This window comes from Kineococcus sp. GCM10028916 (assembly GCF_042674865.1).
GTDB lineage: Bacteria > Actinomycetota > Actinomycetes > Actinomycetales > Kineococcaceae > Kineococcus.
Map to the genome: position 1 here is coordinate 205,547 of NZ_JBHTFM010000016.1, position 25,950 is coordinate 231,496.

Below are 25,950 nucleotides of genomic sequence, written 5' to 3' on the forward strand. Positions count from 1 at the left end.
GGGGAGACCCAGCGGGATCACGGCGCGGGGTGGAGGGTCAGTCCTCGTCGGTGACGAGGACGAGTTCCTGCACGACGTTGCCGCGGGTCGCACGGCTGTAGGGGCAGGTCTGGTGCGCGGCGTCGAGCAGGTCGCGCGCGACGGACTCCTCGAGACCGGGCAGCTGCGCCTCGATCTTGACGGCGAGGTCGATGCCCTCGGCCATGCCACCGGTCACCCCGACGGTGACCGAGACGGCGGACTCCGAGACGTCCACCTTGCGCATGCGGGCGATGCCCTTGAGCGCGCTGTGGAAGCACGCCGCGTACCCGGCGGCGAACATCTGCTCGGGGTTCGTGCCGGGACCGTCGTCGCCGCCCATGCCCTTGGGGATGGAGAGGCTGACGTCGAGGCGGTCGTCGGAGGAACTGACCCGGCCGTCGCGGCCGCCCCACGCGGTTGCGGTCGCTTCGTACATGGTCGCCATCGCGGAACTCCTTCGCTTTGATGCACCAGGCTGGTACGTGAATAGGATGGCACGGTGCAGACCGCAAGGCGAGGCCGCCCCCGCGACCCGGAGATCGACGCCCGGGTACTGACCGCCGCCGTCGAGGAGCTCGCCGAGAAGGGCATCGCCGGATTCAGCACCCGCGGGGTCGCGACCCGGGCCGGGGTCGACCGCCGCGGGGTGGGGGCGCGCTGGCCCAGCACCGAGGACCTCGTCGTCGACGCGCTGGCGAGCCTCACCGCCCGGCTGGAACCCCCGCTCACCGGGTCGCTGCGCAGCGACCTGGAGCTCCTCGTGCCCCCCATCGCGGCCGCGCTCTCGGGTCGCCGCCGTCAGGTCCTGCAACGCTGCGTCGACGAGGTGGCGACGTCGCCGGCCATCACCGAACGGTTCCGCCGCGACCACGTCGACCGGTGCGCCGCCGTCCTCGAGGACGCCTTCCACCGCGCCGCGGCCCGCGGTGAGCTCGTCGAGGCCACCACCCCGGCGCAGGCGACGGAGCTGCTGATGGGCTCGCTGCTGCTGCGCTCCCTGACCGTGGGCGACGCGGCCGTCGACGACCGCTCGCAGCGCGACGTCCTCGAGCACGTGCTCGGACTGGTGACCCGCGGGAGGCACTCAGCGGGACGAGCGTGACGGTCCGGCTGACCGGGTGACGCTGTAGGTCCGGGCGGGTGACGCCCGCTGCAGCCGGCGCCGGATCGGCCGACAACCTTGCAGTGCAGCAACAGAGTGACGCGCTCGCGTCGTGGTGGCGACAGTTGGAACCGGCCGTGCAGGGCGATCTGCTGACCCTGTCCCCGCACGCCCACCTGCCCGCGGACCTGGCCGCCGAACTGCGGTCCTTCGGTGTCGACGTCTCCGACGTGGGCCTCGCGCTGCGCCTCGGCGACCGGGCCTTCGTCGTCCACGCCCAGCCGCGGGCGTTCCAGGACTTCCTGGCCGCGGCCCGCATCTGGGCGGCGATCTGGACCAGGGTGTGAGCGGACGAGCCGGCCTGTAAGCCGGATCCTGTACCCGCTCCGGGGAGCGGGCGGCGACCATCCCTCTAGGACGTGCGTTGCCGCACGCCTCAAGCGACCTACCCGACGACTCGGGCGGGCAGCCCTCGAACGCCGTCTGTCTGGTCTTGCTCCGGGTGGGGTTTACCTAGCCGCACTGGTCACCCAGCACGCTGGTGGTCTCTTGCACCACCGTTTCACCCTTACCCCTCCGCCGGAGCGGAGAGGCGGTCTGCTCTCTGTGGCACTGTCCCGCGGGTCACCCCGGGTGGCTGTTGGCCACCACCCTGCCCTGTGGAGTCCGGACTTTCCTCGGCGATCGGGTCACCCCGATCGACGCGGTCGCCCGGCCGACTCGTCCTCCAGGAAGCTTAGAGCATCACCCCGTAGGCTCCCGCCTCGTGCTCGTGCTGCTCCCCCCGTCGGAGACCAAGTGGGCGGGCCCGCGACGCGGCACGCCCGTCCGTCTCGACGCGTTGTCGTCCCCCGAACTCACCGCGGCCCGGGAGCAGGTGCTCGACGCGCTCGTCGAGGTCTCCGCCCGGCCCGACGCCCCCGAGGTCCTGGGCGCCGGGGCGAGCCTCGCCGACGTCGTCGCCGCCAACACGACGCTGCGGACCCGACCGACCGCGAAGGTGTCGCAGGTCTACACCGGCGTCCTCCACGACGCCCTCGGCCTCTCGACCCTGCCCGCGACCGCGGCCCGGAAGGTGCTGGTCTTCTCCGCGCTCTGGGGGGTCCTGCGACCCCGCGACCGGGTCCCCGGTTACCGGCTCTCGATGGGTACGACCCTGCCGGGGGTCGGTCCGCTGGCCTCGTTCTGGCGCCCGCGGCTCACCGCGGTGCTCGCCCCCGAGGGCGTCGTCGTCGACTGCCGCTCCGCCGCCTACGCGGCGGCCTGGGTCCCCGGTCCCGACACCGCCGCCCGCACCGTCGGGGTCCGCGTCCTCGCCGGCGGGAAGGTCGTCTCGCACTCCGCCAAGCACACCCGCGGCCTGGTCGCCCGGCACCTGCTCACCCGCGGGGGTCGCGCCCCGAAGGACCCCGGCGCCCTGCACGACGCCGTGTCCGAGGCCTTCGACGCGAAGCTGCTCGAACCGGTACGACGCGGGGGTCCCTGGACCCTCGAGGTGGAGGCACGCTGACGTGTGGTGGATCTGCGGGCTCGCCGGGGTCGCCGTCGTCGCGACCGGTCTGCTGGGGGGTGACGGCTTCCACGAGGTGGCCGGACGCGCCGCCCCCGTCCTCGCCTTCCTGCTGGCCGTCACGGTCGTGGCCGAACTCGCCGACGCCGCGGGGGTCTTCGACGCGGCCGCCCGGCTCGCGGCCCGCGCGGGCCGTGGCCGGACCTGGCTGCTGTGGCTGCTCGTCGTGGTCCTGGGGACCCTCGCGACGGTCGTCCTGTCGCTGGACACCACCGCGGTCCTGCTCACCCCGGTCGTCCTCGCCCTGGCCGCCCAGCTGAAGCTGAACCCGTTGCCGTTCGCGGTGACGACGGTGTGGCTGGCGAACACGACGTCGCTGCTGCTGCCGGTCAGCAACCTCACGAACCTCATCGGCCTCGACACCATGAAGGGTTTCGGGGTCTCGGGGACAGCGGGTTTCACCGCCCTCACCTGGGCACCGTTCCTGGCCGGTCTGGTGGGGGCCGTGCTCGTCCTCGGGCTCGCGCACCGACGGTCCCTGCGCGGGACCTACGGCGCACCACCGCCTGCGCCGGAACGGGATCCGGTGACGTTCTGGACGGCGGCCGTCGTCTGCTGCCTGCTCGCGCCGGCCTTCGTCAGCGGCATCACCCCGGCGATCCCCGCCGCCGTCGCCGCCGTCGTGCTGGCCGTGGTGTTCGCGGTCCGCAAGCGCGACGCCCTGAGGTTCTCCCTGCTCCCCTGGCGGACGGTCGTCCTGGTGAGCGGGTTGTTCCTCGTCGTCGAGACGGCCCAGGTCCACGGCCTCGAGGACCTGCTGCGACCGCTCGCCGGGACGGGTGAGGGGTTCTTGGACCACCTGCAGCTCGCCGGGACGGCCGCCCTGACCGCGAACGTCGCCGACAACCTCCCCGCCTACCTCGCGGTGGAACCCCTCGCGGGCAGCGCGCACCGGCTGGTCGCCGTGCTGATCGGGGTGAACCTCGGACCGCTCGTGACCCCCTGGGCCTCGCTCGCGACGTTGCTCTGGCTGGACCGCTGCAAGGCGCGCGGGGTGACGATCTCGTTGCCGCGCTTCGCCCTGCTGGGTCTGGTCGGCGTCGTGGTCTGCGTCCCGCTCGCCGTCGCCGCCCTGCAGCTCACCCGCTGAACGGCGGGGCCGTCGTGCCCCGCACGACGAGGCGGGTGGGGAAGCACCCCGTGTCGCGCACCGGGCGCCCCTGCAACAGGTCCAGGACCTTCTGCCCCGCGGCGGACCCGAGCGCCTCCGGGTCCTGGGCCACCGTCGTCAGGTCCGTGAGCTCGGCCAACGGGTGGTCGTCGATCCCGATCACCGACATGTGCCGGGCGACCTCGATACCGGCGCGCCGCAGGCTGCGGATGGCCCCCAGGGCCACCTCGTCGGAGAAGGCGAACACCCCGGTCGGGGACCGGCGACCGGACAGCAACCGGTCCATGCCCTGCGCCCCGCCGCGCGAACCCCCCGACCACGAGACGACGAGTTCCTCGTCCACGGGGATCCCCGCCATCGCCATCGCCGTCCGGTACCCCTCCTCGCGGTCCTGCTGCGCCTGCCAGGCACGGTCGGAGTCGGCGACGGTGTTCAGCATCGCGATGCGCCGGTGACCGAGCTGGAGCAGGTGGTTGACAGCCTGCTGCGCGGCGAGGACGTCGTCGACGGAGACGGACGGCACGGTCTCGGAGTGGCTGCCCGCGGCGACGGCCACCACCCCGGCGTCGTCCAGCTTGGCGAACTCCCCCGGGGTCAGCGCGATCGCGACGACGACGAGCGCGTCCACCTTGCGGCGCACCGGCATCCGGGCGAAGAACTCGACCCGGTCGTCCGGATCGTCGACGCAGCGCACGAGGAGGTCGAGACCGGCGGGGCGGAGTCTTCGCTCGAGCCCCAGGACCACGGAGCTGCCGTACCAGGTGGTCAGGTCGTGCAGGACGACGGCCACCCTGCCGGTGGAACGCCCGGCCAGCGCGGCGGCCTCCGGGTTCACGACGTAGTCGAGTTCCGCCGCCACCTCCCGGATCCGCTCCCGCGTCGCCGCGCTCACCCCTTCGAGGCCGCGCAGCGCCCGGGACACCGTGCCCAGCGAGACCCCCGCGCGCTCGGCGACGTCCGCCATGCGGACCTCGGACACCGGGGGCTGGGAACGGCTCCCGGGTCGGGACGGAGAACGCGACGTCGCGGGCATGGCAGGAATGCAACACCCGGAAACCCGCCCCGGTCCAGTTCCCGCCCCGCGGACCCGGTCCCACAATCGCCTGTGTTACCAAAGTGCAACGCAAGCGCTTGCGGAGAGCTGACCTGCGGATTCGTTCACGCAACCGCTTGCGTGATGGCGGGTTGCGCGTTGACGCTCGGGAACGGTCGGGTGTGTAGTGCTCCAGCCGGTCCGGGTTCGCCGTGGAACCCCGGTCGAAGGCACCCGGACGCGCCGGAGTGCCCTGCTGCACTCCCGGCGGGATTTCCCGCCTGCTCTCGACGAAGAGGAGAACGCTGTGTTCGGCACGTCCCGCCTTTCGCGCAAGGCCACCCACTCCCTCGCCCTCGCGGCGAGCAGCATCCTCGTCCTCGCCGCCTGCGGTGGCGGCAACGACTCCGGCGGGTCCGGCGACGCCGCCGCCGCCGGGAACTCCACCGGTCCGATCACCTACGTGCAGGGCAAGGACAACAGCAACATCGTCCAGCCGGCGATCGACAAGTGGAACGCCGCGCACCCCGACGAGAAGGTCACGCTCAAGGAGCAGACCGACCAGGCCGACCAGCAGCACGACGACCTCGTGCAGAACTTCCAGGCCAAGAACGCCGACTACGACGTCGTCAGCGTCGACAACATCTGGACGTCGGAGTTCGCGGCCAAGGGGTGGCTGCAGCCCCTCACCGGCGAGTTCGCCCTGGACACCTCGGGGCTGCTGCCGGCGACCGTCACCGCCGAGACCTACAACAAGACCCTCTACGCCGGCCCCACCAGTTCCGACGGCGGCCTGCTCTACTACCGCAAGGACCTCGTGCCCACCCCGCCGAAGTCGTGGGACGAGATGATGTCCATGTGCAGCATCGCGAAGCAGAACGGCATCGACTGCTACGCCGGGCAGTACTCCCAGTACGAGGGCCTCACCGTGAACGTCGCCGAGGCCATCAACACCTTCGGCGGTTCGGTCCTGTCCGAGGACGGCAAGAAGGCCACGGTCGACACCCCCGAGGCCAAGAAGGGCCTGGACGCCCTGGTGACCGCGTTCCAGGACGGCAACATCCCCAAGCAGGCCACCACCTACCAGGAGGAGCAGGGCCGGCAGTCCTTCGAGGACGGGAAGCTGCTGTTCCTGCGCAACTGGCCCTACGTCTACAGCCTGGCCAAGACCGACGGCTCCTCGACGGTGAAGGACACCTTCGGCGTCGCGGTGCTCCCCGGCGGCGGTGACGGCAAGCCGGGCGCGTCGAGCCTCGGCGGTCACGCCGCGGCCGTCAGCGTGTACTCCGACCACAAGAAGACAGCCTTCGAGTTCGTCAAGTTCCTGGAGTCCGAGGAGATCCAGAAGGACTGGCTGACCAAGGGCTCCGCGGCCCCGGTCATCGCGTCCCTCTACGACGACCCGACGCTCGTCCAGCAGTTCCCGTACCTGCCCGAGCTGAAGACCTCCATCGAGAACGCCGTGCCGCGGCCCGTGACGCCGTTCTACCCGGCCGTCACCAAGGCCATCCAGGACAACGCCTTCGCGGCCCTGTCCGGCAGCAAGTCGAGCGACGCCGCGCTGAAGGACATGCAGGCCTCGCTCCAGAACGCCATCTCCGGCGGCAAGTGACCCGGAAGCCGCGAACCGGGGGCGGGACGCCGACGTCCCGCCCCCGGTGACGAGTCCTGAGGAGGACCCATGAGCTCCACGTCCGGTGTGGCCACCGGCGAGTTCGCGCAGGGCAAACCCCCGCTGAACCCCTCGGGGAAACGCGCCAGCCTGCACGACGGTTCCGGACGGCGTGCCGCCGTCCTCATCGCCCCCACCCTGATCCTGCTCGCCATCGTCATCCTGTACCCGGTCGTCTCAGCCGTCTCCCAGTCGTTCACGAAGGACGCCGGGCTCGACCCGAACACCGGGATGTTCGTCGAGGGCGGGTTCGCCGGCGTCTCGAACTACAAGCTGTGGCTCCTGCAGGACTGCGGCGGCGGCGCCTTCTCGTGCCCGCCCGGAACCCTCGGGTCGCAGTTCTGGACCGCGACGGGTGTGACGTTCCTGTTCACCGTCGTGGCCGTCTCGCTGGAGACGGTGCTGGGGTTCGTCTTCGCCCTCGTCATGCACCGCAACTTCAAGGGCCGGGCCATCCTGCGCGCCAGCGTCCTGGTGCCGTGGGCGATCCCGACGGCGGTCACCGCCAAGCTCTGGTACTTCATCTTCGCCTACGACGGGATCGCCAACAAGGTCCTCGGGACGAACATCCTGTGGACCGGGGAGGGGTGGCCGCCCAAGGCGGCGATCATCATCGCCGACACCTGGAAGACGGCCCCGTTCATGGCCCTGCTGATCCTCGCCGGTCTGCAGGTCATCGACGGCAGCGTCTACGAGGCCTCCAAGATGGACGGCGCGGGCGCGTGGCAGCGGTTCCGCTACATCACCCTGCCACTGGTCCGTCCGGCCCTCATCGTCGCGGTGCTCTTCCGCACCCTGGACACCCTGCGCATGTACGACCTCCCGAAGATCCTCACCGGCGGGGCCGGAGACACCTCGACGTTGTCGATGCTCGTCGTCGACCAGGTCCGGACGGGTTTCAACGCCGCCTCGGCGTTGTCGACGCTGACGTTCCTCATCGTGTTCGCGGTGGCGTTCGTCTTCATCAAGTTCCTGGGCGCGAACGTCACCGAGCAGCGGGCACCGAAGACGAAGAAGGCGGTCTGAGATGGCGATCACGTCCCACAGCACCGCGACCGGGCGCAGTGGCAAGGTCACCGCGTCCGGCGTGGAGGTCGTCCAGCGCCGCAACGTCCCGGGCGCCGTCCTCACCTACGCCGGGGTGGTGCTCATCTGCCTGTGGGGCCTGCTGCCCTTCTACTGGATGATCGTCACGAGCTTCCGCGACGTCGGCTTCACCTTCGACACCACCCCGTGGCCGACGCACGTCACCTGGGAGAACTACAGCACGGCCTTCTCCACCGCCCGCGGCAACCACTTCGGCCGGGCCCTGCTGAACAGCGTGGTCATCGGGGTCATCACGACCGTGGTGGGTCTGATCGTCGGCGTGTTCACCGCCTACGCCCTGGCGCGGCTGGAGTTCCGCGGGAAGTTCTACGTCCTGGGCCTGATCCTGGGGGCCTCGATGTTCCCCGGCGTCGCCCTCGTCACCCCGCTGTTCCAGCTGTTCACCAACATCGGCTGGATCAACACCTACCAGGCCCTCATCATCCCGGACATCTCGTTCATCCTGCCGCTGACGGTCTACACGCTGACGGCGTTCTTCACCGAGATGCCCTGGGAGCTGGAGGAGTCCGCGCGCATGGACGGGTGCACCCCCGGCCAGGCCTTCCGCAAGGTCATCCTGCCGCTGGCCGCCCCCGGGATCTTCACCACGGCGATCCTGGCCTTCACCGCGGCCTGGAACGAGTTCCTGCTCGCCAGTCAGCTGGGTGGGGACAAGGTGCAACCGGTCACCGTCGCGATCGCCAGCTTCGCCGGGGCCCAGCCCCACCAGGAGCCGTACACCGCGGTCATGGCGGCCGGGACGATCGTCACCGTCCCGCTGATCATCATGGTGCTGGTGTTCCAGCGCCGCATCGTCTCCGGCCTGACCGCCGGCGGCGTCAAGAGCTGACGCACCCCTCTCGGACAGGAGACCGCCGTGCCCCCCTCCCCCCGCCCCGGCGCCACGACCGACGTCGTCCGTGCACGCCGGAACGCGCAGCACCTGGAGATGTTCGGCGGTCTCCTCGTCGCGATGACGGTCCTCGTCCTCGGCGTGACGATCCACGCCGAGGTCACCGGGGCCCCGGCGCTCAAGCTCGTCGGGATCCTCGTCCTGCTGCTCCTGGCCGACGTCGTGGTCGTCCGCGCCGCCCGCTCGCAGCGAGGACGCGCCGAGCGGTGAACGCCACCCGGTGACGGTGGGCCGTCGTCCACCAGGTCGACGCCCGCTCCTGCGCGGCCCTCTGCGCCACCTGCGGCGAACCGCCGCGGTCACCCGTTCGGCCCACCGTCCCCTCCGGTCCCCTCCTGTCCTCGCCCCGCGGGGCACGTCCCGTCCGAGCTCTCCCCTACGGTTCTCCGAGCACCACCGCAGACCGCAGGACATGGATCGGGGACCGATGAGCAACATCCGCGACGACCTGGCGCGCGCCACCCAGGCGTTCGCGCGGCCGACGCTCAACCTCTTGCGCCGCCCCAGCGGTCCGCTGGTCGTCGCCGTCCTGACGTGCGCCTTCGGTGGTCAGCGCACCCGCATCCCCGCCGACCGCTTCCACGCCCAGGTCCAGGGGCTGCTGGAGGAGGTGGCGCTGCACGGCCACGAGATCCCCGACACCCCCTCGCGCGAGCTGGTCCGGGCCTGGGTCCGCGAGCAGTGGCTCTCCCTGGCCCCCACGGGCGAGGACGGCGAGGAGGAGTACGCGCTGACCTCGCACACCCAGGACGCGATAGAGCAGGTCTCCCGCCTGTCCGGGCAGCGCGTCCTGCTGGGCGAGTCGCGCATCCGGACCATCCTCGAGGTGGCCCGCCGGTGCGCCCTGGAGGCCACCCAGGACCGCGACGTCCGCGTGCAGCGCCTCGACGAGCAGATCCGCCACCTCACCCTGGAACGGGACCGGCTGCTGGCGGGTGGCGAGGTGGAGCACGCGTCCCGGGAGCAGATGCTCGGGGAGTACCTCAACCTCGAGGACCTGCTCTCGGCCCTGCCCGGCGACTTCCTGCGGGTCTCCGAGGAGGTCCGCCGCATCCACCGCGAGATCGTGGGCGACTTCCGCGCGGAGACGCGCCCCTCGGGTGACGTCCTCGACGACTACCTGCGCCGGGCCGAGGAGATGCTGACGGAGTCGATGTCCGGGCGGGCGTTCGCCGGTGCCGTCGAACTCGTCCGGGACGAGGCGACGGCCCGCGCGCTGGGCTCCGACCTCACCTCGATCCTCGACCACGACTTCGCCGCGGACCTGAGCTCCGAGCAGCGCTCGGCGTTGCGGACGACGCTGGAGACCATCGCGGAGGGCATCGAACTCGTGCTGGAGCAGCGTCGGCGGTTGTCCGCCTCGTTGCGTTCGCACATCCTGCGCCACGACCCGCTGCGCGACCGGGAGCTCGACGACGCGCTGCGCGCGGCGGCGGAGGCCCTGACGGGGTGGGTCGCCACCGCCGGACCCCGGGCCACCCTCGACCTCGACCTGCCGGTGCCGGCGGCCCGGATCGCGATCACCACCCTGCGGACCCGCCTGCACGACCCCGCCGACGACGCCAGCCCCCCGCCGTTGCGCGAGCACGCGGACACCCCCGTCACGTCGTCCTCGCTGGAACAGCTGAAGCGCTGGGGCGGACCGGACTTCGAGCGGTTGCGCGCCGCCCTGACCGGAGCGCGCGAGGACGGGGTGACCGGCACCGGTGAGCTGTTCGACGAGCTCCCGGGCGACCTGCGCCGTCCCGCCGACCTGATGGGCTTGCTGCACCTGGCCGTCTCCACCGCCGGCGGCGACCCGGACACCTCCCCCGGCGCCACGGTCTACACCACGACCCGCCCCGACGGCGTCGTGCACCGCTTCCGCGGCCCCGACCTGACGTTCGCCACCCCTGAGCAGGAGATCGAGACCCCCGCATGAGCACGCACGAGGACGAGTGGACCGACGCCGAACCGGAGGCCCTCGAAGCGGTCGACGAGGGCTCCGAGACCACCCTCGACGAGGACGGTCTCTTCCCGGGCGACACCGGCGCCCTGCCGCAGGCGGTGCGGGCGGTCCTGGTGCAGCTGCTGAAACGCCGCTACCTCTCCGCCGAGGCGCACCCCCGACCCTGGCGGATCCTGCTGGAGCACCAGCGGGCGGTCCGGGCCCGGCTGAACGACCTGTTCCTCGACCTCGTGATCGACACCGACCACCAGGTCGCCTACAAGCAGCAGGCGCCCGCCCGTGACGGCCAGCGGTTCCCGACCCTGCTCTTCGACCAGCCGTGGTCGAGGGAGGAGACGATCCTGCTGATCTGCCTGCGTCGCCTCGCCCGTTCCCGCGCGGCCTCCGGGGAGGCCCAGGTGTTCGTCGAGCGCGCCGAACTCGTCGACGAGGTCGGCCACTTCCGGCCGTTGAGCAGCACCAACCAGGCCCGTGACGAGCAGCAGGCCGCGACGGCCGTCGACAGCCTGCTGCGCCAGGAGGTCCTGCTGCGCACCGGCACGGAGAACCGCTACCGGGTGTCCCCGATCCTGGAACTCCTGCTGCCCGTGGACGTCGTCCAGCGCATCGTCGCCCGGCTCACGGGCCCCGAGACCCCCACCCACGCTTCGCCCGAGGCCCTGCAGGAGACGCTGTGAACGACGGACCGATGATCCCGGGGCTGGCCCTGGCCGGTGCCGGTCACCAGCAGTGGCACGTCGCCCACGTCCAACTGGTGAACTGGGGTGGTTTCGACGGCTACCACCGGGTCGAGTTCGACCCCCGGGCGAACCTCATCACCGGCGCCTCCGGCACGGGGAAGTCGACCACGCTGGACGCCTACATCGCGGTCATGATGAACACCACGACCGCGTTCAACGGCGCCAGCAACGACGCCACCACCGGCCGCGCCCGTTCCTCGACCCAGCGCAACCCGCTGTCCTACGTGCGCGGGAAGCTGGACGAGGTCCTCGACGAGGACACGGGCAGGAACCGCGACGAGACGTTGCGCGGTCGCGACGCCGGGGGGAACGCGACCAACGCCTGGTCCGGCCTCGCCTTCACGTTCCGGCACACCGGAGGTCAGAGCGTCACGACGATGCGGCTGTACTTCGCGCCCGCGTCGGCGAAGGACCCGCGCGACGTCAAGGACCACCTCGCGGTGTTCCGCGGTGACTTCGACCTGCGCCTCGTCGAACCCTTCGCGGAGCGCCGCTTCGACCACAAGCTCCTGCGCCGCCAGTTCACCGGCCTGGAGTTCTACGACTCCTACTCGAAGTTCGCGGCCTTCCTGCACCCCCTGCTGGGCATCGGCGCCGACGGCGACGGCACCGCCGCGATGAAGCTCCTGGGCCGCATCCAGGCCGGCCGCGAGGTCGTCTCCGTCGACCAGCTGTACCGGACGATGGTCCTGGAACGCCCCCGCACGTTCGAGGCCGCCGACGCCGCGATCACCCACTTCGCCGACCTCGAGGCGACGTACGAGACGATGAAGACCGCCGAGGAGCAGATCACCATCCTCGGCGAGGTCCCCCGGCTGCACGCCGAACTCCAGGGCGCCCGCGAGTCCATCGCGCTCGTCGACGCGCTCGACGCGGTCGGGTCGTCGCGACACAGCGTGTTCGGAGCGTGGGTCGCCCGCACCGAGCGCGACCTGCTGGACGTCGAGGTGCGCCAGGCCAAGGCCGTGGCCGACGAGGCCACCGAGTCGCTGCGCGCGGCCCGCGCGGCGCGTCTCGCGGTGGACCTGCAGCTCGACGACACGAAGCGACTGCTCGAGGCCCAGGGCGGTGGCGCGCTGGAGACCCTCGGGCTGCAGGTGAAGGCGGCCGAGCAGGAGCACGCCGACACCGAGGCCGCCTGGAGGCGGTTCGCCGAGCACACCCGCGTCCTCGGTGAGCTCCCCCGGGACCAGGCCGGGTTCACCGCGCAGCAGCGCGCCTCCGCCGACTTCCTGCGCGAACTGCCCGCGACCCTGCAGCGCCTCGACGAGCAGAGCCGGGCCCTCGACGAGTCCGCCGCGCCGGACCTCGCCGACCGGCAGCGGCTCTTCGCCGAGCAGCGCTGGTTCTCCCAGCGGTCCGACCTCGTCCCCCACGACCTGGACGCGACCCGCAACGCCATCGCCGACCAGCTCGGGATCGCCCCGCAGGACCTCCCGTTCGCCGCCGAACTCCTCGACGTCTCCCCCGAGCACGAGCAGTGGCGCAGCGCCGCGGAACTCCTGCTCGGGGGTTTCGCCCGGACCCTCGTCGTCGAGACCTCGTTGCGTTCCACCTTCCGCGAGCGCGTCGACCAGCTCCGGCTGCGCAAGCGGGTGCAGTTCCGCTTCGCCGAGGCCGACCGCCCGGTGCCGGACCTCGATCCGGCGACCCTCGTCGCCAGGCTGCGGGTCGCGGAGGACTCCCCCTACCGGGGGTGGCTCACCGCGCTGCTGGCCCAGGACTTCCCGCACCTCGCGGTCGAGGGGCCGGACGCCTTCCGCGACGACCGCGTGCGGCGCATCACCCGCGCCGGTCAGGTGCAGAACGGCGACCGGGGCGCGCACGGCGGGCAGGACGGCCTGCGGGCGATCCTGGGGTTCTCGCCCCAGGCCCTCCTGCAGCGCATCGGGGACGAGCTCGCGGACGTCGACGCCCGCCTCGCGGGACACCTGCAGCGCCAGCGGGACCTCGCCGGGCAGCGGGAGTCCCTGCTGCGCCAGGAGAAGGCCCACCAGCGGCGCGGGGAGGTCCGCTGGGCCGAGATCGACACGACCGCGACCGCGGGTGCCATCGCGCGACGCCAGACCGAGATCGACGCCCTGCTCGCCACGAACGACCAGATCGGGGTGCTGAGCGCCGAACGGGACCGGTTGGAGGCCGAGGCCGACCTCGCCCGGCAGGTCGAGGCCTCGGCGAAGGTCGCGCGCAGGTCCGGCGAGAAGGTCTGGGGCGACCTCGTCGCCGTGCAGGACGAGGTGAACGACCTGCTCCTCGAGCTCGAGGAACGCGGCGTCGGCGTGACCGAGGAGCAGGTGGCGCACCTGGACGCCCTGCACCAGCGGTACCGGACCGAGAACACCCTGGAGAACTTCCGCCGGGTGCAACCCAAGATCCAGCAGGCCACGTCCGAGGGACGGGTCGCCGCCGTCGGGCGCGAGGCGGACGCCGCGGCCCGGTTGGAGCGCGCCTTCCGGGCGTTCCAGAGCCGCTGGCCGCAGCCGAACCTGGGCCAGGGCGTCGGCTCCTACGAGGGCTACCGCGAGATCCTGGACGAGCTGACGAAGCAGGGACTCGCGGCGCGGGCCGAGGAGTTCCGGTCCCAGGTGCTCAGCTGGTCCAGCGACGACCTGCTCACCCTGCAGACGAGGTTGCGCCAGGCCGGGGCCGAGATCGTGAACCGGTTGGCCCCGGTGAACGAGATCCTCGCCGGCCTCCCGTTCGGGCCGCACCAGGACCGCCTGCACATCGAGGTCCAGCCGCAGGTGATCCCCGAGGTCGTGGTGTTCCAGCGGGAACTGCGCGAGCTGGCGTCGGGGACGACGCGGATCGACGACCCCGTGGCCGTCGAGGCCCGCTTCCTCGCCCTGCGCGGGTTCATCGACCGCATCCGCAGCGGCGCCGGGGCGGCCTCGGAACGTGAACTGCTGCTCGACGTCCGCAAGCACACCTCGGTCCGGGCGCTGCGGGTCGACGCCGGGACCGGGGCGACGCTGAGCATCTACGACCACCTCGGCGGCAAGTCCGGCGGCGAGGTCCAGGAACTCATCGCGTTCATCGTCGGTGCCGCGTTGCGCTACCAGCTCGGGACGAGCCGCAACGCCCTGCCCGTCTTCGCGCCCGTCTTCCTCGACGAGGGTTTCGTGAAGTCCGACGGCGAGTTCACCGCCCGCGGGGTGAACGCCTGGCGCGGGCTGGGGTTCCAGCTCGTCATCGCGGCACCGCTGGACAAGGTGCCCGCCATCGAACCGCTCATGCAGCGGGTCATCGAGGTGACCAAGACCCCCGGCGGCTACGCGAAGGCGATCACCCTGGTCGACGCCGACGCCGATGCCGCAGGGGTGAGCTGATCAGAGCTCGTCGTGGTGCTCCGTGAACGCCCGACCCATGCCGGTCAGGAAGCGGTGCACCACGTCGAGCTCGGCGTCGTCGAACTGGTCCATCACCGCACCGGAGCGCCGGCCGAGGGGCCCGAAGAACTCCTGGGCCAGTTCCTGGCCGGGTTCGCCGTAGCGCAGGAACACCTTGCGGCGGTCGGTGTCGCCGCGATCTCGGCGCAGGTGGCCGTGCCGTTCGAGGCGGTCCACCACGCCGGTCGCGGCCCCGGTCGTGACGTTCAGCAGACCGGCGAGCTCGCCCGCGGTCAACGGGTCCCCCGCGCCTTCGCGCCGCATCACGTGGATGAGGGCCTGCAGGTCGGTGGGGTGCAGGCCGTGCCGGGCGGCGAAGGCGTGCGCGATGCGTTCGGAGACGCCCACCAGGTCGCGGAGGTCGTCGACGACCTCCTGCTCGCGGCGGGCGCGGGGAGTGTCTCGGGGCCGGTACATGCTCATCGGTTTGCCATCCTACTCCTCGACCGGTAGACATCTCAGTCACTGAGAGATTCACTGAACGAGGTGACCATGCGTTTCCTGACCGGCCGTCTGACGGCGTGGCTCGTGCTGCTCGCCGCGGTCCTCCTCGCCGGCGGGGTGAACGCCTTCGGTGGCGAGGCCCCCGCGGGCACCTCCGCGACCAGCGGGCCCCCCGCCTCGGCGGAGTCCGTCCGCGCGGCGGAGCTCGCCGCCACCCTCCCCGACGACGGGGCCGGGAGCCTGCTCGTCGTCTACTCCCGCGACTCCACCCTCACCCCCGCCGACCTCGCCACCGCCAGCGCGCTGGGGACCCCGATCCCCAGCGAGGACGGGCAGGCGGCGCTCGTGACCGTGCCCGTCCAGGTCGACGTCCCCCGGGAGGAGCTGGCCGCCACCGTGACGGACCTGCGCACCCGGGTCGCGCGCGACCTGCCGGCCGGGCTCACGGTCGAGGTGACGGGCGGGCCGGCGTTCAGCGTCGACATCGCCGACTCCTTCAGCGGCGCGAACACGCGGCTGCTGCTGGTCACGGCCGCGGTGGTGGCGCTGCTGCTGCTCATCACCTACCGCTCCCCCGTGCTGTGGCTGATCCCGCTGGTCGTCGTCGGGATCGCGGACCAGGTCACCACCCGGTTGCTGGAGATCGTCGGGCGCCTCACGGACTCCCCGGTCGACCCCTCCGCGACCGGCATCACGAGCGTCCTCGTCTTCGGCGCCGGGACGGACTACGCCCTGCTGCTCATCGCCCGCTACCGCGAGGAGCTGCGTCGCGAACCCGACCGGCGGGCGGCGATGCGCAACGCCCTGCGGGGGGCCGGACCGGCGATCGCCGCGAGCGCGACCACCGTCGTGCTCGCGCTGCTGACCCTGCAGGCGGCCGTCCTGCCGGCGGACAGGACCATCGGCCGCGATGCCGCGATCGGGATCGTCGTCGCCCTCGTGTTCGGGCTGCTGGTGCTGCCGAGCGCCCTCGTGGTCTGCGGGCGGCGGTTGTTCTGGCCGTTCGTCCCGACGGTGGGCTCGGTCGAGACGACCCGCACCGGGGTCTGGGCACGGATCGCCGGGGCCGTGCTGGCCCGCCCCACCCGCATCGTCGTCGGTTCCCTGGTGCTGCTCGGGGCACTGGCCACGGGGCTGAGCGGCGCGTCGCTGGGGTTGCAGCAGACCGACCAGTTCCGGGTCTCCGCGGAGTCCGTGGACGGCTCGCGCACGCTGTCGGAGCACTTCCCGGGCGCCGCGGCCGAACCCGCGCAGGTCCTCGTCCCCGGGGACGCGGGCGAGCTGGGCGCGGTGCTCGCCACTGCCGAGGGTGTGACCGGCGTCGACGGGGTCAGGCCGGGACGCACCGCGGACGGGGTGAGCGAACTGCTCGCCACCCTCGACGCCGAGCCGGGCTCGGCGCAGAGCCGGGAGACCGTGGAGCGGCTGCGGACCGCCGTGCAGGCCGTGGCCCCGGGCACCCTCGTCGGCGGGACGGAGGCCGAGGCCCTCGACACCCGGACCGCGACGGTCCGCGACCTGCTGGTCGTGACGCCGCTGGTGGTCCTCGTGGTGCTCCTCGTCCTGATCGCGCTGCTGCGCTCCCTCGTGGCCCCGCTGCTGCTCGTGGCGACGGTGCTCGCGACCTACGCCGCCGCGCTGGGGGCCGCCAACCTGCTCTTCACCCACGTCGCCGGGATGCCGGGCCTGGACAACCAGGTCCCGCTGCTCTCTCTGCTGTTCCTCGTCGCGCTCGGGGTGGACTACAACATCTTCCTCGTCACGCGGATCCGGGAGGAGACCCCGGAGCTGGGGACGCGGGAGGCGGTCCGGGTCGGCGTCGCGGTCACCGGCGGGGTGATCACGAGCGCCGGGATCCTGCTGGCGGCGGTGTTCGCCGTCCTCGGCGTCCTGCCGCTCATCGTCCTGACCCAGATCGGGGTCGTCGTCGGCATCGGGGTCCTGCTCGACACGCTGCTGGTGCGGACGGTCCTCGTGCCGGCCTTGTTCGCGCTGCTGGGCCACCGGGTGTGGTGGCCCAGCGCGCTCGACTCCCCGGACGGGCGTCAGACGCGGTTGACGGCCAGCACCTCGGACGTGCCGTCGGCGCGGTAGCGCAGCAGGGTGCGCGAACCCGGGTCCACGTGGATCCGGCGCTGCATCCGTCCGTCCACCCCGAGGACGGAGCGGAGCAGCACCCGCAGCGGGTCGCCGTGGCTGACCAGGACGACCCGCTTCCCGGCCCAGCGCCGCAGGAGCGCGTCGCGAGCGGCGAGGACCCGTCGTTCCACGGTCAGCAGGGACTCCCCGCCGGGTGGGGCCGCGTCCGGGGAGTCGTTCCAGGCGGCGAACTCCCGGGGCCAGCGCTTGACGACCTCACCGGCCGTCAGGCCGTCCCACTCGCCGAAGTCGGTCTCGTCCCACTGCGGGTCGGTCACGACGTCCACACCGAGGGCGTCGGCGATGGCCCGCGCGGTCTGCTGGGAACGGCGCATCGTCGAGGAGACGACGACGTCGGCGCCCGCGACGTCCCTGCAGGCCGCGGCGGACCGCACTTCGGCGAGGCCGCTCTCGGAGAGTTCCGGGTCCTCGCCGTAGCGGCCGGAGACCCGGCGCTGCTCGGTCAGCAGGGTCGAACCGTGGCGCACGAGGACCAGGACGGTCGGCGGTGCGTCGGGGTCCACCGGAGCCGCGGGACCGCCGGAGGCGGCCGCCGGGGCGACGGTCGCGCGCTGCCACTGCCGACCCGCCGCGGCCGCGTCCATGGCCTCGTTGGCGAGGCGGTCGGCGTGGGAGTTCTGCGCCCGCGGGATCCAGCCGAAGTCCACCAGACCCGGCCGGACCAGCGCGCGGGCCTCCTGGGCCAGGGTGCGCATGTCGGCGTGCTTGACCTGCCAGCGTCCCGACATCTGCTCCACGACGAGCTTGGAGTCCATCCGGACCTCGATCCGCGCGTCCGGGTCGATGGCGTGCGCCGCCCGCAACCCCGCGACCAGTCCGCGGTACTCGGCGACGTTGTTGGTGGCCCGTCCGATCGACTCGGCGACCTCGGCGAGGACCTCACCGCTCGTCGCGTCCTTGACCACGGCGCCGAAGCCGGCCGGGCCCGGGTTGCCCCGGGACCCGCCGTCGGCCTCGATCCGCAGCACGCGGGACATCCTCAGAGACCCGACTGGTCCGTGCGCACGAGGATCCGCCCGCACTCCTCGCAGAACACGATCTCGTCGGAGGGCGCCGAGCGGATCGTGGAGATGTCGGAGGCGTTGAGGTCGAGGTGGCACCCCTCGCACCGACGGGCCCGCAGCATCGCCGCGCCGACCCCGCTGCGGGGCGCGCGGACCTTCTCGTAGAGGGCCACGAGGGCGTCGTCGATCCCCATGACGATGGCCTGGCGACGCGCCAGGGTGGCGGTCTCCTCACCGGCGATGGCCGCGAGCGCCGCGTCGCGACGTCCGGTGACGTCGGCGATCTGCTCGGCGAGCTCGCTGTCGGTGGTGGTGAGCTCGGCCGCGGCGAACTGGACCTGCTCGAGGCGCTCCATGACCACGAGCTCCTCGTCCTCGAGCACCCCCTGCCGGCGTCCGAGGGACTCGAGCTCGTGCTCCAGGGCGGCGGCGTCCTTGGCCGAGACCCCGCCGGACTGCAGCCGCTTGGTGTTGCGGTCGGCGCGGTCGCGGACCTGCGCGACGTCACCCTCGGCCTTCGCGACCAGTCGTTCGACGTCGCTGACGAGGGTGCGGGCGGCGATGAGCATGTCCGCCGAACGACGGCGTTCCTTCTCGAGGCCGTCCAGCTCGACCTGCTCGGGCAGCGTCCTGCGACGGTGCGCGAGCTGCGCGAGACGGGTGTCGATGGCTTGCAGGTCCAGCAGTCGCTGCTGGTCGATCGCCGGAGCCTTCGGCATGCGCCGGCTCACTCTCCTCGGCTGGGGACGCGCAACGTCCAGGGGTCGGTGCGCGTGGTGGACACGTGGGCGACCACCGTACGGCCGAGAGCGGCCAACGCCACCACCAGGCGGTCCGCGCACCCCGCCAGCCACGGCCACTCGCTGGCCCAGTGGGCGACGTCGACGAGGTACGGGCGCCCGTCCTCGAAGCCCGCCCGCTCGCGGGCCTCGGAGGCGGGGTGGTGGCGCAGGTCGGCCGTGACGTAGACGTCGGCGCCGCTGGCCCGGACCTGGTCGAAGAGGCTGTCGCCCGATCCGCCGCAGACGGCGACCCGCTGGACCACCGCGTCGGCGTCCCCCGCGACGCGGACGCCCTGCTCGGTCTCGAGCAGCGCCTGGGCCACGCGGTCGGCGAAGTCCCCGAGGCGCTCGGGGACGGCGAGGTTGCCGACGCGACCGATCCCGAGCTCCGGGTGTCCCGGCAGCGGGTCCAGCGGGACGAGGTCGTCGAGGTCGAGGACGCGCGCGAGGGCGTCGGAGACGCCGGGGGCGCCGGCGTCGGCGTTGGTGTGGGCGACGTAGATCGCCAGCCCGGACCGGATCGCGCGGTGCAGGACACCGCCCTTGAACGTCGTGGCCGCGACGGAGTTCACCGGCCGCAGCAGCAGCGGGTGGTGGGTGACGAGCAGGTCCGCCCCGGCGGCGATGGCCTCCTCCACGACGGCCTCGACGGGGTCGACCGCGAAGTGGACCCGGCGCACCGGCGCGCTCGGGTCACCGCAGACGAGACCGACGGCGTCCCAGGACTGCGCCCACTCCAGCGGGTGCATGGCCTCGAGGGCGTCGGTCACCTGGCGCAGGGTGGGGGGCTCGCCGGCCGGGGAGATCACGGGCCCTGACCCTAGCGGTCGGGCGGGCGCTACGGTGGTCCGGTTGGGGCCTGTAGCTCAGTTGGTAGAGCACCGCGTTTACACCGCGGCTGTCGTCGGTTCGAGCCCGGCCGGGCCCACCTCAGAGCTGGTCGAGCGCGCTCAGGTGCGTCGCGAGGGACCGGGGCGCACCGAGTTCCCCGCGCAGGCTCCAGCGCACGGTGCCGTCGACGACCAGCAGCGACACGCGCTGCGACACGCCGAGGTCCTCGTCGAAGGCGCCCAGGTCACGGGACACCGCCCCGTGCGGCCAGAAGTCGCTGAGCAGGGGGAAGGGGTAGAACCGGTCCTCGGCCCAGGACTTCAGCGACGTGACGGGATCGCAGGACAACGCCGCGACCTGCACGCCCGCGTCGTCGAAGCGCTCGATCTCGAAGGCGAGGGAGCCGAGCTCGGCCGTGCAGTGCGTCGAGAACGCCGCCGGCACGAGGACCAGCAGCGCGGGCCCCTGGGCCCACAGCTCACGCAGGGCCAGCCGCTCGCCGTGCTGGTCGGGCACCACCGCGTCCGGGACGGGGAAGAGGTCTCCCCGTCCCGGCGTGGTGCGCAGCTCGTTCAGCGACGGCCGTTCTTCGGCGTCGTCATGCGCGTCCCCGCCCAGTTGGCGGAGGCGCTCACGCTCGTCGTCGCGTGCAGACCCGCCGTGGGGGCCGCTTCGTCGATCTCGGCCGCGGGGACGTGGCCCGCGCGGTTCTTCTTCGGCGTCAGGAGCCAGACGATGCCGCCGTCGGCGAGGTTGGTGATGGCGTCGACGAGTGCGTCCACCAGATCACCGTCACCCTCGCGGTACCAGCAGATCACGACGTCCGCGACGTCGTCGGCGTCCTCGTCGAGCAGCTCGCTGCCGACCAGGTCCTCGACGGCCTGCCGGAAGTCCTCGTCGACCTGCTCGTCCCAGCCGAACTCCTGGACCAGTTGCCCGGACTTGAAGCCCAGCTTGGCCACTGCAGCCTCATCGGCCGCAGGGTCCGCGGTCGCACCCACTCGTGTTCCTGCCTCTCTCAAGGCCCCACTCCCGGTCGGTGGGGACGCTGAACGTGCTCGTGACCTCCTAGTGCACCGGACAGTGCACCCCCAGCGCAAGGCGAACCGCCCGCACGGTGGGATCACGAGCCCATCACGACTCGTCCACCGACGTCGCGGCGGGGGCTGCCAGGAGGCCCCGGGGGGTGGCACTCTGAGCACGTGGGAAGGGTCACCGTCCGTACGCGCACCATCCGTCTCGACCTCGCCGAGGGATCCGCCGACGCCCGACCGGACACCCTCGCCGTCGAGGAACCGCTGCAGCTCGAGGTCGACGGCGAGCAGCTGACGGTCACGATGCGCACCCCCGGCGACGACGTCGACCTCGCCCTGGGCTTCCTGCACGCCGAGGGACTGCTGACCGGCGCCGACGACGTGGTCCAGGCGATCCACTGCACCGACGTGGGCCCCGACGGCGAACCGACGTACAACCTGCTCCGGATCACCGCCCGCCCCGGCAGCCGGCTCGCCGGTCCCCGGGTGGCCCGGCCCTTCACGACGACGTCGGCCTGCGGGGTCTGCGGCTCGGCCAGCGTCGACGACGTCCTCGCCCGCGTCCCCGCCCCGCTGCACGACGACCCGCTCACGCTGCGCACCGACGTCCTCGCCGTGATGCCCGACACGTTGCGCGCGGCGCAGGCGGCGTTCGAGCGCACCGGCGGGCTGCACGCGGCGGGACTGTTCGACGCCGACGGCACCCTGCTCTGCCTGCGTGAGGACGTCGGCCGGCACAACGCCGTCGACAAGGTCGTCGGCTGGGGCCTGCGCGAGGGGCGCCTCCCGTTGCGCGGCACCGTGTTGGTCGTCTCCGGACGCGCGTCCTTCGAACTCGTCCAGAAGGCCGCGATGGCCGGGGTGCCCGTCCTGGCGGCGGTGTCCGCCCCCTCCTCCCTCGCCGTCTCGCTGGCCCGGGAGGTGGGGATGACGCTCCTGGGTTTCGTCCGTCCCCCGCGCGCCAACGCCTACTCCCGGGAGGACCGGCTGGTCCCTCCCGGGCCGCCGGAGCGGACCGGGGTGGGTCGGTGTCCGACGTCGGTCCTAACCTGAGTCCAGGAAGAGCTGGGCCCCCGCGGCTTCCAACCGGACCGCGGGACCCTCGACGACAGCGGGAGGACCACCACCGTGGCCAGACGCGATGAGGCGGGCAACGGCCCCGCCGGCAAGGGACCCATCCTCAACGGGATGCCCTCGCAGTTGCCGGACATCGACCCCGAGGAGACGGCCGAGTGGCTGGCCTCCCTCGACGGGCTCGTGGAGGAGCGCGGCAGCACCCGGGCGCGCTACCTGATGCTGAAGCTGCTGGAGCGCGCGCGCGAGCGCCAGGTCGGGGTCCCGAGCCTCACGGCGACGGACTACATCAACACCATCGGCCCCGAGAGCGAGCCCTGGTTCCCCGGGGACGAGGAGGTCGAGCGCCGCTACCGCGCCTGGATCCGCTGGAACGCGGCGGTCATGGTGCACCGCGCGCAGCAGCCGGGCATCGGCGTCGGCGGCCACATCTCCACCTACGCCTCCTCCGCGACGCTCTACGAGGTGGGGTTCAACCACTTCTTCCGCGGCAAGGACCACGCGGGCGGCGGCGACCAGGTCTTCATCCAGGGCCACGCCTCCCCCGGCGTCTACGCCCGCGCCTTCCTCGAGGGCCGGCTCTCCGCCGAACAGCTCGACGGGTTCCGCCAGGAGGTCTCCAAGGCCCCGAACGGACTGTCGTCCTACCCCCACCCCCGGCTCATGCCGGACTTCTGGGAGTTCCCGACGGTCTCGATGGGCCTCGGCCCGGCGAACGCGATCTACCAGGCGCAGTTCAACAAGTACCTGCACAACCGCGGCTTCAAGGACACCTCGCAGCAGCACGTCTGGGCCTACCTCGGCGACGGCGAGATGGACGAACCGGAATCGCGCGGTTTCGCCCAGCTCGCGGCCTACGAGGAACTCGACAACCTCACGTTCGTCGTGAACTGCAACCTGCAGCGCCTCGACGGCCCGGTGCGCGGCAACGGGAAGATCGTCCAGGAACTCGAGGCGTTCTTCCGCGGGGCCGGCTGGAACGTCATCAAGGTCCTCTGGGGTCGCGAGTGGGACACCCTGCTGGCCCAGGACAACCAGGGCGCCCTGGTGAACCTCATGAACGCCACCCCCGACGGGGACTACCAGACGTTCAAGGCCGAGAACGGCGCCTTCGTCAAGGAGAACTTCTTCGGGCGCGACCCGCGCACGGCGAAGCTCGTCGAGGGCATGTCCGACGACGAGGTCTGGAACCTCAAGCGCGGCGGCCACGACTACCGCAAGGTCTACGCGGCCTACCAGGCGGCGGTGAACCACACCGGTCAGCCGACGGTCATCCTGGCCAAGACCATCAAGGGGTACGGCCTCGGGCCGCACTTCGCGGGCCGCAACGCGACCCACCAGATGAAGAAGCTGACGCTGGAGGACCTCAAGCTCCTGCGCGACTCGCTGCGCATCCCGATCAGCGACGAGCAGCTCGAGAAGGACCCCTACCGCCCGCCGTACTACCACCCGGGTGAGGGCGACGAGTCGATCCAGTACCTGCGCAAGCGCCGCGCCGACCTCGGCGGGCCCGTCCCGCAGCGACGCGTCCAGCACGCACCGCTGCACCTGCCGGGCGAGGACTCCTACAAGATCGCCGCCAAGGGGTCCGGCAAGCAGGAGATCGCCACCACCATGGCCTTCGTCCGCCTGCTCAAGGACCTCATGCGGGACAAGGAGTTCGGCAAGCGCGTCGTGCCCGTCATCCCCGACGAGGCCCGCACCTTCGGGATGGACTCGCTGTTCCCGACGATCAAGATCTACAACCCGCACGGGCAGCAGTACACCTCCGTGGACCGCGAGCTGATGCTCGCCTACAAGGAGGCCACCGACGGGCAGATCCTGCACGTGGGCATCAACGAGGGCGGTTCGATGGCCGCCTTCACCGCGGCCGGGTCGTCCTACGCCACACACGGGCAGCCGATGGTCCCGATCTACGTCTTCTACTCGATGTTCGGGTTCCAGCGCACGGGCGACAACATCTGGGCCGCGGCCGACACCATGGCCCGCGGGTTCATGATCGGCGCGACGGCGGGGCGCACGACGCTGACGGGTGAGGGCCTGCAGCACGCCGACGGCCACTCGCTGCTGCTCGCGGCGACGAACCCGGCGGTCGTGTCCTACGACCCCGCCTACGCCTACGAGATCGGCCACATCGTCAAGGACGGTCTGCGCCGGATGTACGGCGAGGACCCCGAGAACGTCATCTACTACCTGACGGTCTACAACGAGCCGATGATCCACCCGGCCGAACCGGCGGGCGTGGACGTCGAGGGCATCCTGCGCGGCATGCACCGCATCTCCGTGGGCGAGGGCGACGGTCCCCGGACCCAGCTGCTCGCCTCCGGGGTCGGCGTGCCGTGGGCGCTGGAGGCCCAGCAGCTGCTGAAGGACGACTTCGGCGTCGTCGCCGACGTGTGGTCGGTGACGAGCTGGAACGAGCTGCGCCGCGACGGCCTGGAGAGCGACGAGCACGCGTTCCTCAACCCCGGTGAGGACCGTCGGGTGCCCTTCGTGGAGCAGAAGCTCGGGGAGACCACCGGCCCCGTCGTGGCGGTCAGCGACTGGATGCGTCAGGTGCCCGACCAGATCGCGCAGTGGGTCCCGGGCGACTTCGCCTCCCTGGGCGCCGACGGGTTCGGCCTGTCCGACACCCGCGCCGCGGCCCGTCGCCACTTCCACATCGACGGGCCCTCCGTCACGGTCCGGGCCCTGGAGATGCTCGCCAAGCGCGGCGAGGTCGACTGGCGCGCACCGGGTCAGGCCATCGAGAAGTACCGGCTGCACGACGTCCGTGCCGGGCGCAGCGGCAACGCGGGCGGCGAGAGCTGACCCGGCGGTGACCACGCGATGAGCAGCCGGCAGCTGCTGCCCGAGGAGGTGGGGATCACCGTCCTCGGGCGGTTGCTGCTGGTCGGACTCGGCGCCGGCGCGCTCATCGGGGGCGCGACCGGCGCCGTCCTCGGTTCGGGGACGGCGGGTGGCCCCTGGACCGAGGTCTACGTCTACCTCGGCGTGGTGGTCGGGCTCTTCACCGGCGTGCTGACCCAGTCCGTGACCGCCCTGGTGGTGCACCTCGTGCACCACCGCGTGGCGTGGGGGACGGTGCAGCGCAGCGCCCTCGTGCCCCCCGTGCTGGCCTCGGGTGTCCTCGCGGTGCTGGCGGGCGATCCGCTGCCGGCCGACCTGGGCCTCGCGGGCGCCGTCGCCGCGGTGTCCCTGGCCGCGGTGGCCGCCGTCGCCACCGTGCGGTGGTGCCTGGCCCCCTACCCGCGGCCCCGGTGGTGACTCAGCGGCGCGCGCGGTCCGCGCGGGCCAGGGCGTCCTCGAGCTCGGTGCGCAGCTGCACGACACGACCGGTGTCCGGGTGGTCGGCGAGCGCCTTGAGGTGACGCCGCGCCTCGGCGAGGCGACCGGCGTCGATCGCGGCCGCCACCAGGTGACGGCCCGCCTCGAGGTCGTGGTCGCGCGGGCGCCAGTGCCCGACCCCGAGGCTCAGGGCCTCGTCGTTCATCCCGGCCTCGCGCAGGCCGGCGAGCGCCGCGGCCAGGGCCCGGCCGCTGGTGTCGCGGTCGGCCGCGATCCCGAGCCGACGCAGGGCCGCGTCCCGGTCGTCGGTCAGCGAGAGCCGCCCGAGCACCAGCAGCGGTCGCCACGCCCTGGGGCTCTGGGCGAGTTCCTCCGCGAGGGCCCACACCGCGTTGTCCGCGGCTCGCTGCACCTCGGCGGGGTCGGGGGTGGCGTCCTGCGACTCCCGTCCGCTCAGTTCCTCGTGGGCCAGTGCGGCGCGGGTGCGGACGAGTTCGGCGAGGGTGGCGAAGGCCCGTTCGTCGTTGGGGTCCTCACGCAGCACGTCGCGCAGCTGGGCCTCGCCCAGGACCGCCTCGGCCTGCTTCGCGCGTCGACGGGGACGGCGGCCGGGCGGGCGGGCATCGGGAACGGTTGCGGGGCGCGGCGTGCGCCACCTGTCGAGCAGTCCCATGCGTCCCCTTCCGTGGACCCCCCGGGGAACGTCCCCGGAGGTCGTCGGGCGGGTCACCCGGGCTGACCCTAGCCC

General features: G+C 72.4%; 24 protein-coding genes, 1 tRNA gene and 1 other RNA gene. 16 read left to right on the forward strand and 10 right to left on the reverse strand.

Annotation, left to right across the window (positions count from 1 at the left end; translation table 11 throughout):
* Nucleotides 1–37: 37 nt before the first annotated feature.
* Nucleotides 38–466, reverse strand: a complete 429-nt coding sequence (locus ACFQ46_RS14795) for an organic hydroperoxide resistance protein (protein WP_328295553.1) — start codon at nt 464–466, stop codon at nt 38–40.
* 54 nt (nt 467–520) lie between these two features.
* Between ACFQ46_RS14795 and ACFQ46_RS14800 the strand changes: the two genes are divergently transcribed.
* Together ACFQ46_RS14800 and ACFQ46_RS14805 are read left to right on the forward strand one after the other, a co-directional pair.
* On the forward strand, nt 521–1,123 hold the full coding sequence (locus tag ACFQ46_RS14800) for a TetR/AcrR family transcriptional regulator (protein ID WP_380260160.1): 603 nt from the start codon (nt 521–523) through the stop codon (nt 1,121–1,123).
* Between the two features lie 83 nt (nt 1,124–1,206).
* Nucleotides 1,207–1,470, forward strand: coding sequence for a hypothetical protein (locus ACFQ46_RS14805; RefSeq protein ID WP_380260161.1), 264 nt, complete (start codon nt 1,207–1,209; stop codon nt 1,468–1,470).
* Nucleotide 1,471: 1 nt separating this feature from the next.
* On the opposite strand, the gene rnpB is transcribed toward ACFQ46_RS14805, so the two are convergent.
* An RNA gene (gene rnpB / locus ACFQ46_RS14810) (RNase P RNA component class A) lies at nt 1,472–1,846 on the reverse strand.
* A gap of 43 nt (nt 1,847–1,889) precedes the next feature.
* Here rnpB and ACFQ46_RS14815 point away from each other — a divergent pair.
* Both ACFQ46_RS14815 and ACFQ46_RS14820 read left to right on the forward strand, forming a co-directional pair.
* Nucleotides 1,890–2,633 carry a YaaA family protein gene (locus ACFQ46_RS14815; protein ID WP_380260162.1) on the forward strand — a complete coding sequence of 248 codons (744 nt, stop codon included), beginning with the start codon at nt 1,890–1,892 and terminating at the stop codon, nt 2,631–2,633.
* A 1-nt stretch (nt 2,634) separates the two neighbouring features.
* Nucleotides 2,635–3,783 (forward strand): SLC13 family permease, encoded by a 1,149-nt coding sequence (locus ACFQ46_RS14820; protein WP_380260163.1) that lies wholly within the window; start codon nt 2,635–2,637, stop codon nt 3,781–3,783.
* Here ACFQ46_RS14820 and ACFQ46_RS14825 read toward each other — a convergent pair.
* Complete coding sequence (locus ACFQ46_RS14825) at nt 3,773–4,783, reverse strand: LacI family DNA-binding transcriptional regulator (protein ID WP_380260164.1); 1,011 nt, start codon at nt 4,781–4,783, stop codon at nt 3,773–3,775. The genes ACFQ46_RS14820 and ACFQ46_RS14825 overlap by 11 nt on opposite strands.
* A 361-nt stretch (nt 4,784–5,144) precedes the next feature.
* Here ACFQ46_RS14825 and ACFQ46_RS14830 point away from each other — a divergent pair, with 361 nt between their 5' ends.
* The 7 genes from ACFQ46_RS14830 to ACFQ46_RS14860 all read left to right on the forward strand — a co-directional run bounded on the left by ACFQ46_RS14830 (nt 5,145) and on the right by ACFQ46_RS14860 (nt 14,525).
* Entirely contained in the window at nt 5,145–6,449 is a 1,305-nt protein-coding gene (locus ACFQ46_RS14830) for an ABC transporter substrate-binding protein (protein WP_380260165.1), read from the forward strand.
* A 69-nt stretch (nt 6,450–6,518) separates the two neighbouring features.
* Entirely contained in the window at nt 6,519–7,535 is a 1,017-nt protein-coding gene (locus ACFQ46_RS14835) for a carbohydrate ABC transporter permease (RefSeq protein ID WP_380260166.1), read from the forward strand.
* A gap of 1 nt (nt 7,536) precedes the next feature.
* Nucleotides 7,537–8,445, forward strand: coding sequence for a carbohydrate ABC transporter permease (locus ACFQ46_RS14840; protein ID WP_380260167.1), 909 nt, complete (start codon nt 7,537–7,539; stop codon nt 8,443–8,445).
* A gap of 27 nt (nt 8,446–8,472) precedes the next feature.
* Entirely contained in the window at nt 8,473–8,718 is a 246-nt protein-coding gene (locus ACFQ46_RS14845; protein WP_380260168.1) for a hypothetical protein, read from the forward strand.
* 217 nt (nt 8,719–8,935) lie between these two features.
* Complete coding sequence (locus tag ACFQ46_RS14850) at nt 8,936–10,429, forward strand: DUF3375 domain-containing protein (protein WP_380260169.1); 1,494 nt, start codon at nt 8,936–8,938, stop codon at nt 10,427–10,429.
* Nucleotides 10,426–11,133, forward strand: coding sequence for a DUF4194 domain-containing protein (locus ACFQ46_RS14855; RefSeq protein ID WP_380260170.1), 708 nt, complete (start codon nt 10,426–10,428; stop codon nt 11,131–11,133). The genes ACFQ46_RS14850 and ACFQ46_RS14855 overlap by 4 nt, the downstream gene beginning before the upstream one ends.
* Entirely contained in the window at nt 11,130–14,525 is a 3,396-nt protein-coding gene (locus ACFQ46_RS14860) for an ATP-binding protein (RefSeq protein WP_380260171.1), read from the forward strand. Before ACFQ46_RS14855 ends, ACFQ46_RS14860 begins: the two co-directional genes overlap by 4 nt.
* Here ACFQ46_RS14860 and ACFQ46_RS14865 read toward each other — a convergent pair whose 3' ends face one another.
* A complete protein-coding gene (locus ACFQ46_RS14865; RefSeq protein WP_380260439.1) occupies nt 14,526–15,002 on the reverse strand; it encodes a MarR family winged helix-turn-helix transcriptional regulator in 477 nt (158 codons plus the stop codon). It abuts the gene before it with no gap.
* 75 nt (nt 15,003–15,077) lie between these two features.
* Here ACFQ46_RS14865 and ACFQ46_RS14870 point away from each other — a divergent pair, with 75 nt between their 5' ends.
* Nucleotides 15,078–17,123 (forward strand): MMPL family transporter, encoded by a 2,046-nt coding sequence (locus ACFQ46_RS14870; RefSeq protein ID WP_380260172.1) that lies wholly within the window; start codon nt 15,078–15,080, stop codon nt 17,121–17,123.
* On the opposite strand, the gene ACFQ46_RS14875 is transcribed toward ACFQ46_RS14870, so the two are convergent.
* Genes ACFQ46_RS14875 through ACFQ46_RS14885 form a run of 3 tightly spaced genes read right to left on the reverse strand, consistent with a single transcriptional unit; the run spans nt 17,075 to nt 19,781 of the window.
* Nucleotides 17,075–18,166 carry a bifunctional RNase H/acid phosphatase gene (locus ACFQ46_RS14875; protein WP_380260173.1) on the reverse strand — a complete coding sequence of 364 codons (1,092 nt, stop codon included), beginning with the start codon at nt 18,164–18,166 and terminating at the stop codon, nt 17,075–17,077. The genes ACFQ46_RS14870 and ACFQ46_RS14875 overlap by 49 nt on opposite strands.
* A gap of 2 nt (nt 18,167–18,168) precedes the next feature.
* On the reverse strand, nt 18,169–18,912 hold the full coding sequence (locus tag ACFQ46_RS14880) for a zinc ribbon domain-containing protein (RefSeq protein WP_380260174.1): 744 nt from the start codon (nt 18,910–18,912) through the stop codon (nt 18,169–18,171).
* 8 nt (nt 18,913–18,920) lie between these two features.
* On the reverse strand, nt 18,921–19,781 hold the full coding sequence (locus ACFQ46_RS14885) for a Nif3-like dinuclear metal center hexameric protein (RefSeq protein WP_380260440.1): 861 nt from the start codon (nt 19,779–19,781) through the stop codon (nt 18,921–18,923).
* Nucleotides 19,782–19,830: 49 nt separating this feature from the next.
* Between ACFQ46_RS14885 and ACFQ46_RS14890 the strand changes: the two genes are divergently transcribed.
* Nucleotides 19,831–19,903 (forward strand) — tRNA-Val (locus ACFQ46_RS14890).
* 2 nt (nt 19,904–19,905) lie between these two features.
* On the opposite strand, the gene ACFQ46_RS14895 is transcribed toward ACFQ46_RS14890, so the two are convergent.
* Nucleotides 19,906–20,424: a redoxin domain-containing protein gene (locus tag ACFQ46_RS14895; RefSeq protein WP_380260441.1), complete on the reverse strand. Its 519-nt coding sequence runs from the start codon at nt 20,422–20,424 to the stop codon at nt 19,906–19,908.
* On the reverse strand, nt 20,379–20,807 hold the full coding sequence (locus ACFQ46_RS14900) for a DUF3052 domain-containing protein (protein ID WP_380157175.1): 429 nt from the start codon (nt 20,805–20,807) through the stop codon (nt 20,379–20,381). The genes ACFQ46_RS14895 and ACFQ46_RS14900 overlap by 46 nt, the downstream gene beginning before the upstream one ends.
* Nucleotides 20,808–21,008: 201 nt before the next feature.
* On the opposite strand from ACFQ46_RS14900, the gene fdhD reads away from it, so the two are divergent.
* The 3 genes from fdhD (at nt 21,009) to ACFQ46_RS14915 (ending at nt 25,181) form a co-directional block, all read left to right on the forward strand.
* On the forward strand, nt 21,009–21,893 hold the full coding sequence (fdhD, locus tag ACFQ46_RS14905; RefSeq protein ID WP_380260175.1) for a formate dehydrogenase accessory sulfurtransferase FdhD: 885 nt from the start codon (nt 21,009–21,011) through the stop codon (nt 21,891–21,893).
* Nucleotides 21,894–22,028: 135 nt separating this feature from the next.
* Nucleotides 22,029–24,725 (forward strand): pyruvate dehydrogenase (acetyl-transferring), homodimeric type, encoded by a 2,697-nt coding sequence (gene aceE / locus ACFQ46_RS14910; RefSeq protein ID WP_380260442.1) that lies wholly within the window; start codon nt 22,029–22,031, stop codon nt 24,723–24,725.
* A gap of 18 nt (nt 24,726–24,743) precedes the next feature.
* Nucleotides 24,744–25,181, forward strand: coding sequence for a hypothetical protein (locus ACFQ46_RS14915; protein ID WP_380260176.1), 438 nt, complete (start codon nt 24,744–24,746; stop codon nt 25,179–25,181).
* 1 nt (nt 25,182) lies between these two features.
* Here the strand turns inward: ACFQ46_RS14915 and ACFQ46_RS14920 are convergent, their stop codons facing one another.
* Nucleotides 25,183–25,875, reverse strand: coding sequence for a hypothetical protein (locus ACFQ46_RS14920; RefSeq protein ID WP_380260177.1), 693 nt, complete (start codon nt 25,873–25,875; stop codon nt 25,183–25,185).
* Between the last annotated feature and the right edge of the window lie 75 nt (nt 25,876–25,950).

Excerpts from the sequence above, each read along its gene's own strand:
- aceE (WP_380260442.1), top strand. The coding sequence starts at position 22,029 with ATGCCCTCGCAGTTGCCGGACATCGACCCCGAGGAGACGGCCGAGTGG.
- ACFQ46_RS14875 (WP_380260173.1), bottom strand. The coding sequence starts at position 18,166 with ATGTCCCGCGTGCTGCGGATCGAGGCCGACGGCGGGTCCCGGGGCAAC.
- ACFQ46_RS14795 (WP_328295553.1), bottom strand. The coding sequence starts at position 466 with ATGGCGACCATGTACGAAGCGACCGCAACCGCGTGGGGCGGCCGCGAC.
- ACFQ46_RS14915 (WP_380260176.1), top strand. The coding sequence starts at position 24,744 with ATGAGCAGCCGGCAGCTGCTGCCCGAGGAGGTGGGGATCACCGTCCTC.
- ACFQ46_RS14835 (WP_380260166.1), top strand. The coding sequence starts at position 6,519 with ATGAGCTCCACGTCCGGTGTGGCCACCGGCGAGTTCGCGCAGGGCAAA.
- ACFQ46_RS14840 (WP_380260167.1), top strand. The coding sequence starts at position 7,537 with ATGGCGATCACGTCCCACAGCACCGCGACCGGGCGCAGTGGCAAGGTC.
- ACFQ46_RS14855 (WP_380260170.1), top strand. The coding sequence starts at position 10,426 with ATGAGCACGCACGAGGACGAGTGGACCGACGCCGAACCGGAGGCCCTC.
- ACFQ46_RS14850 (WP_380260169.1), top strand. The coding sequence starts at position 8,936 with ATGAGCAACATCCGCGACGACCTGGCGCGCGCCACCCAGGCGTTCGCG.
- ACFQ46_RS14870 (WP_380260172.1), top strand. The coding sequence starts at position 15,078 with ATGCGTTTCCTGACCGGCCGTCTGACGGCGTGGCTCGTGCTGCTCGCC.
- ACFQ46_RS14920 (WP_380260177.1), bottom strand. The coding sequence starts at position 25,875 with ATGGGACTGCTCGACAGGTGGCGCACGCCGCGCCCCGCAACCGTTCCC.
- ACFQ46_RS14880 (WP_380260174.1), bottom strand. The coding sequence starts at position 18,912 with ATGCCGAAGGCTCCGGCGATCGACCAGCAGCGACTGCTGGACCTGCAA.
- ACFQ46_RS14865 (WP_380260439.1), bottom strand. The coding sequence starts at position 15,002 with ATGTACCGGCCCCGAGACACTCCCCGCGCCCGCCGCGAGCAGGAGGTC.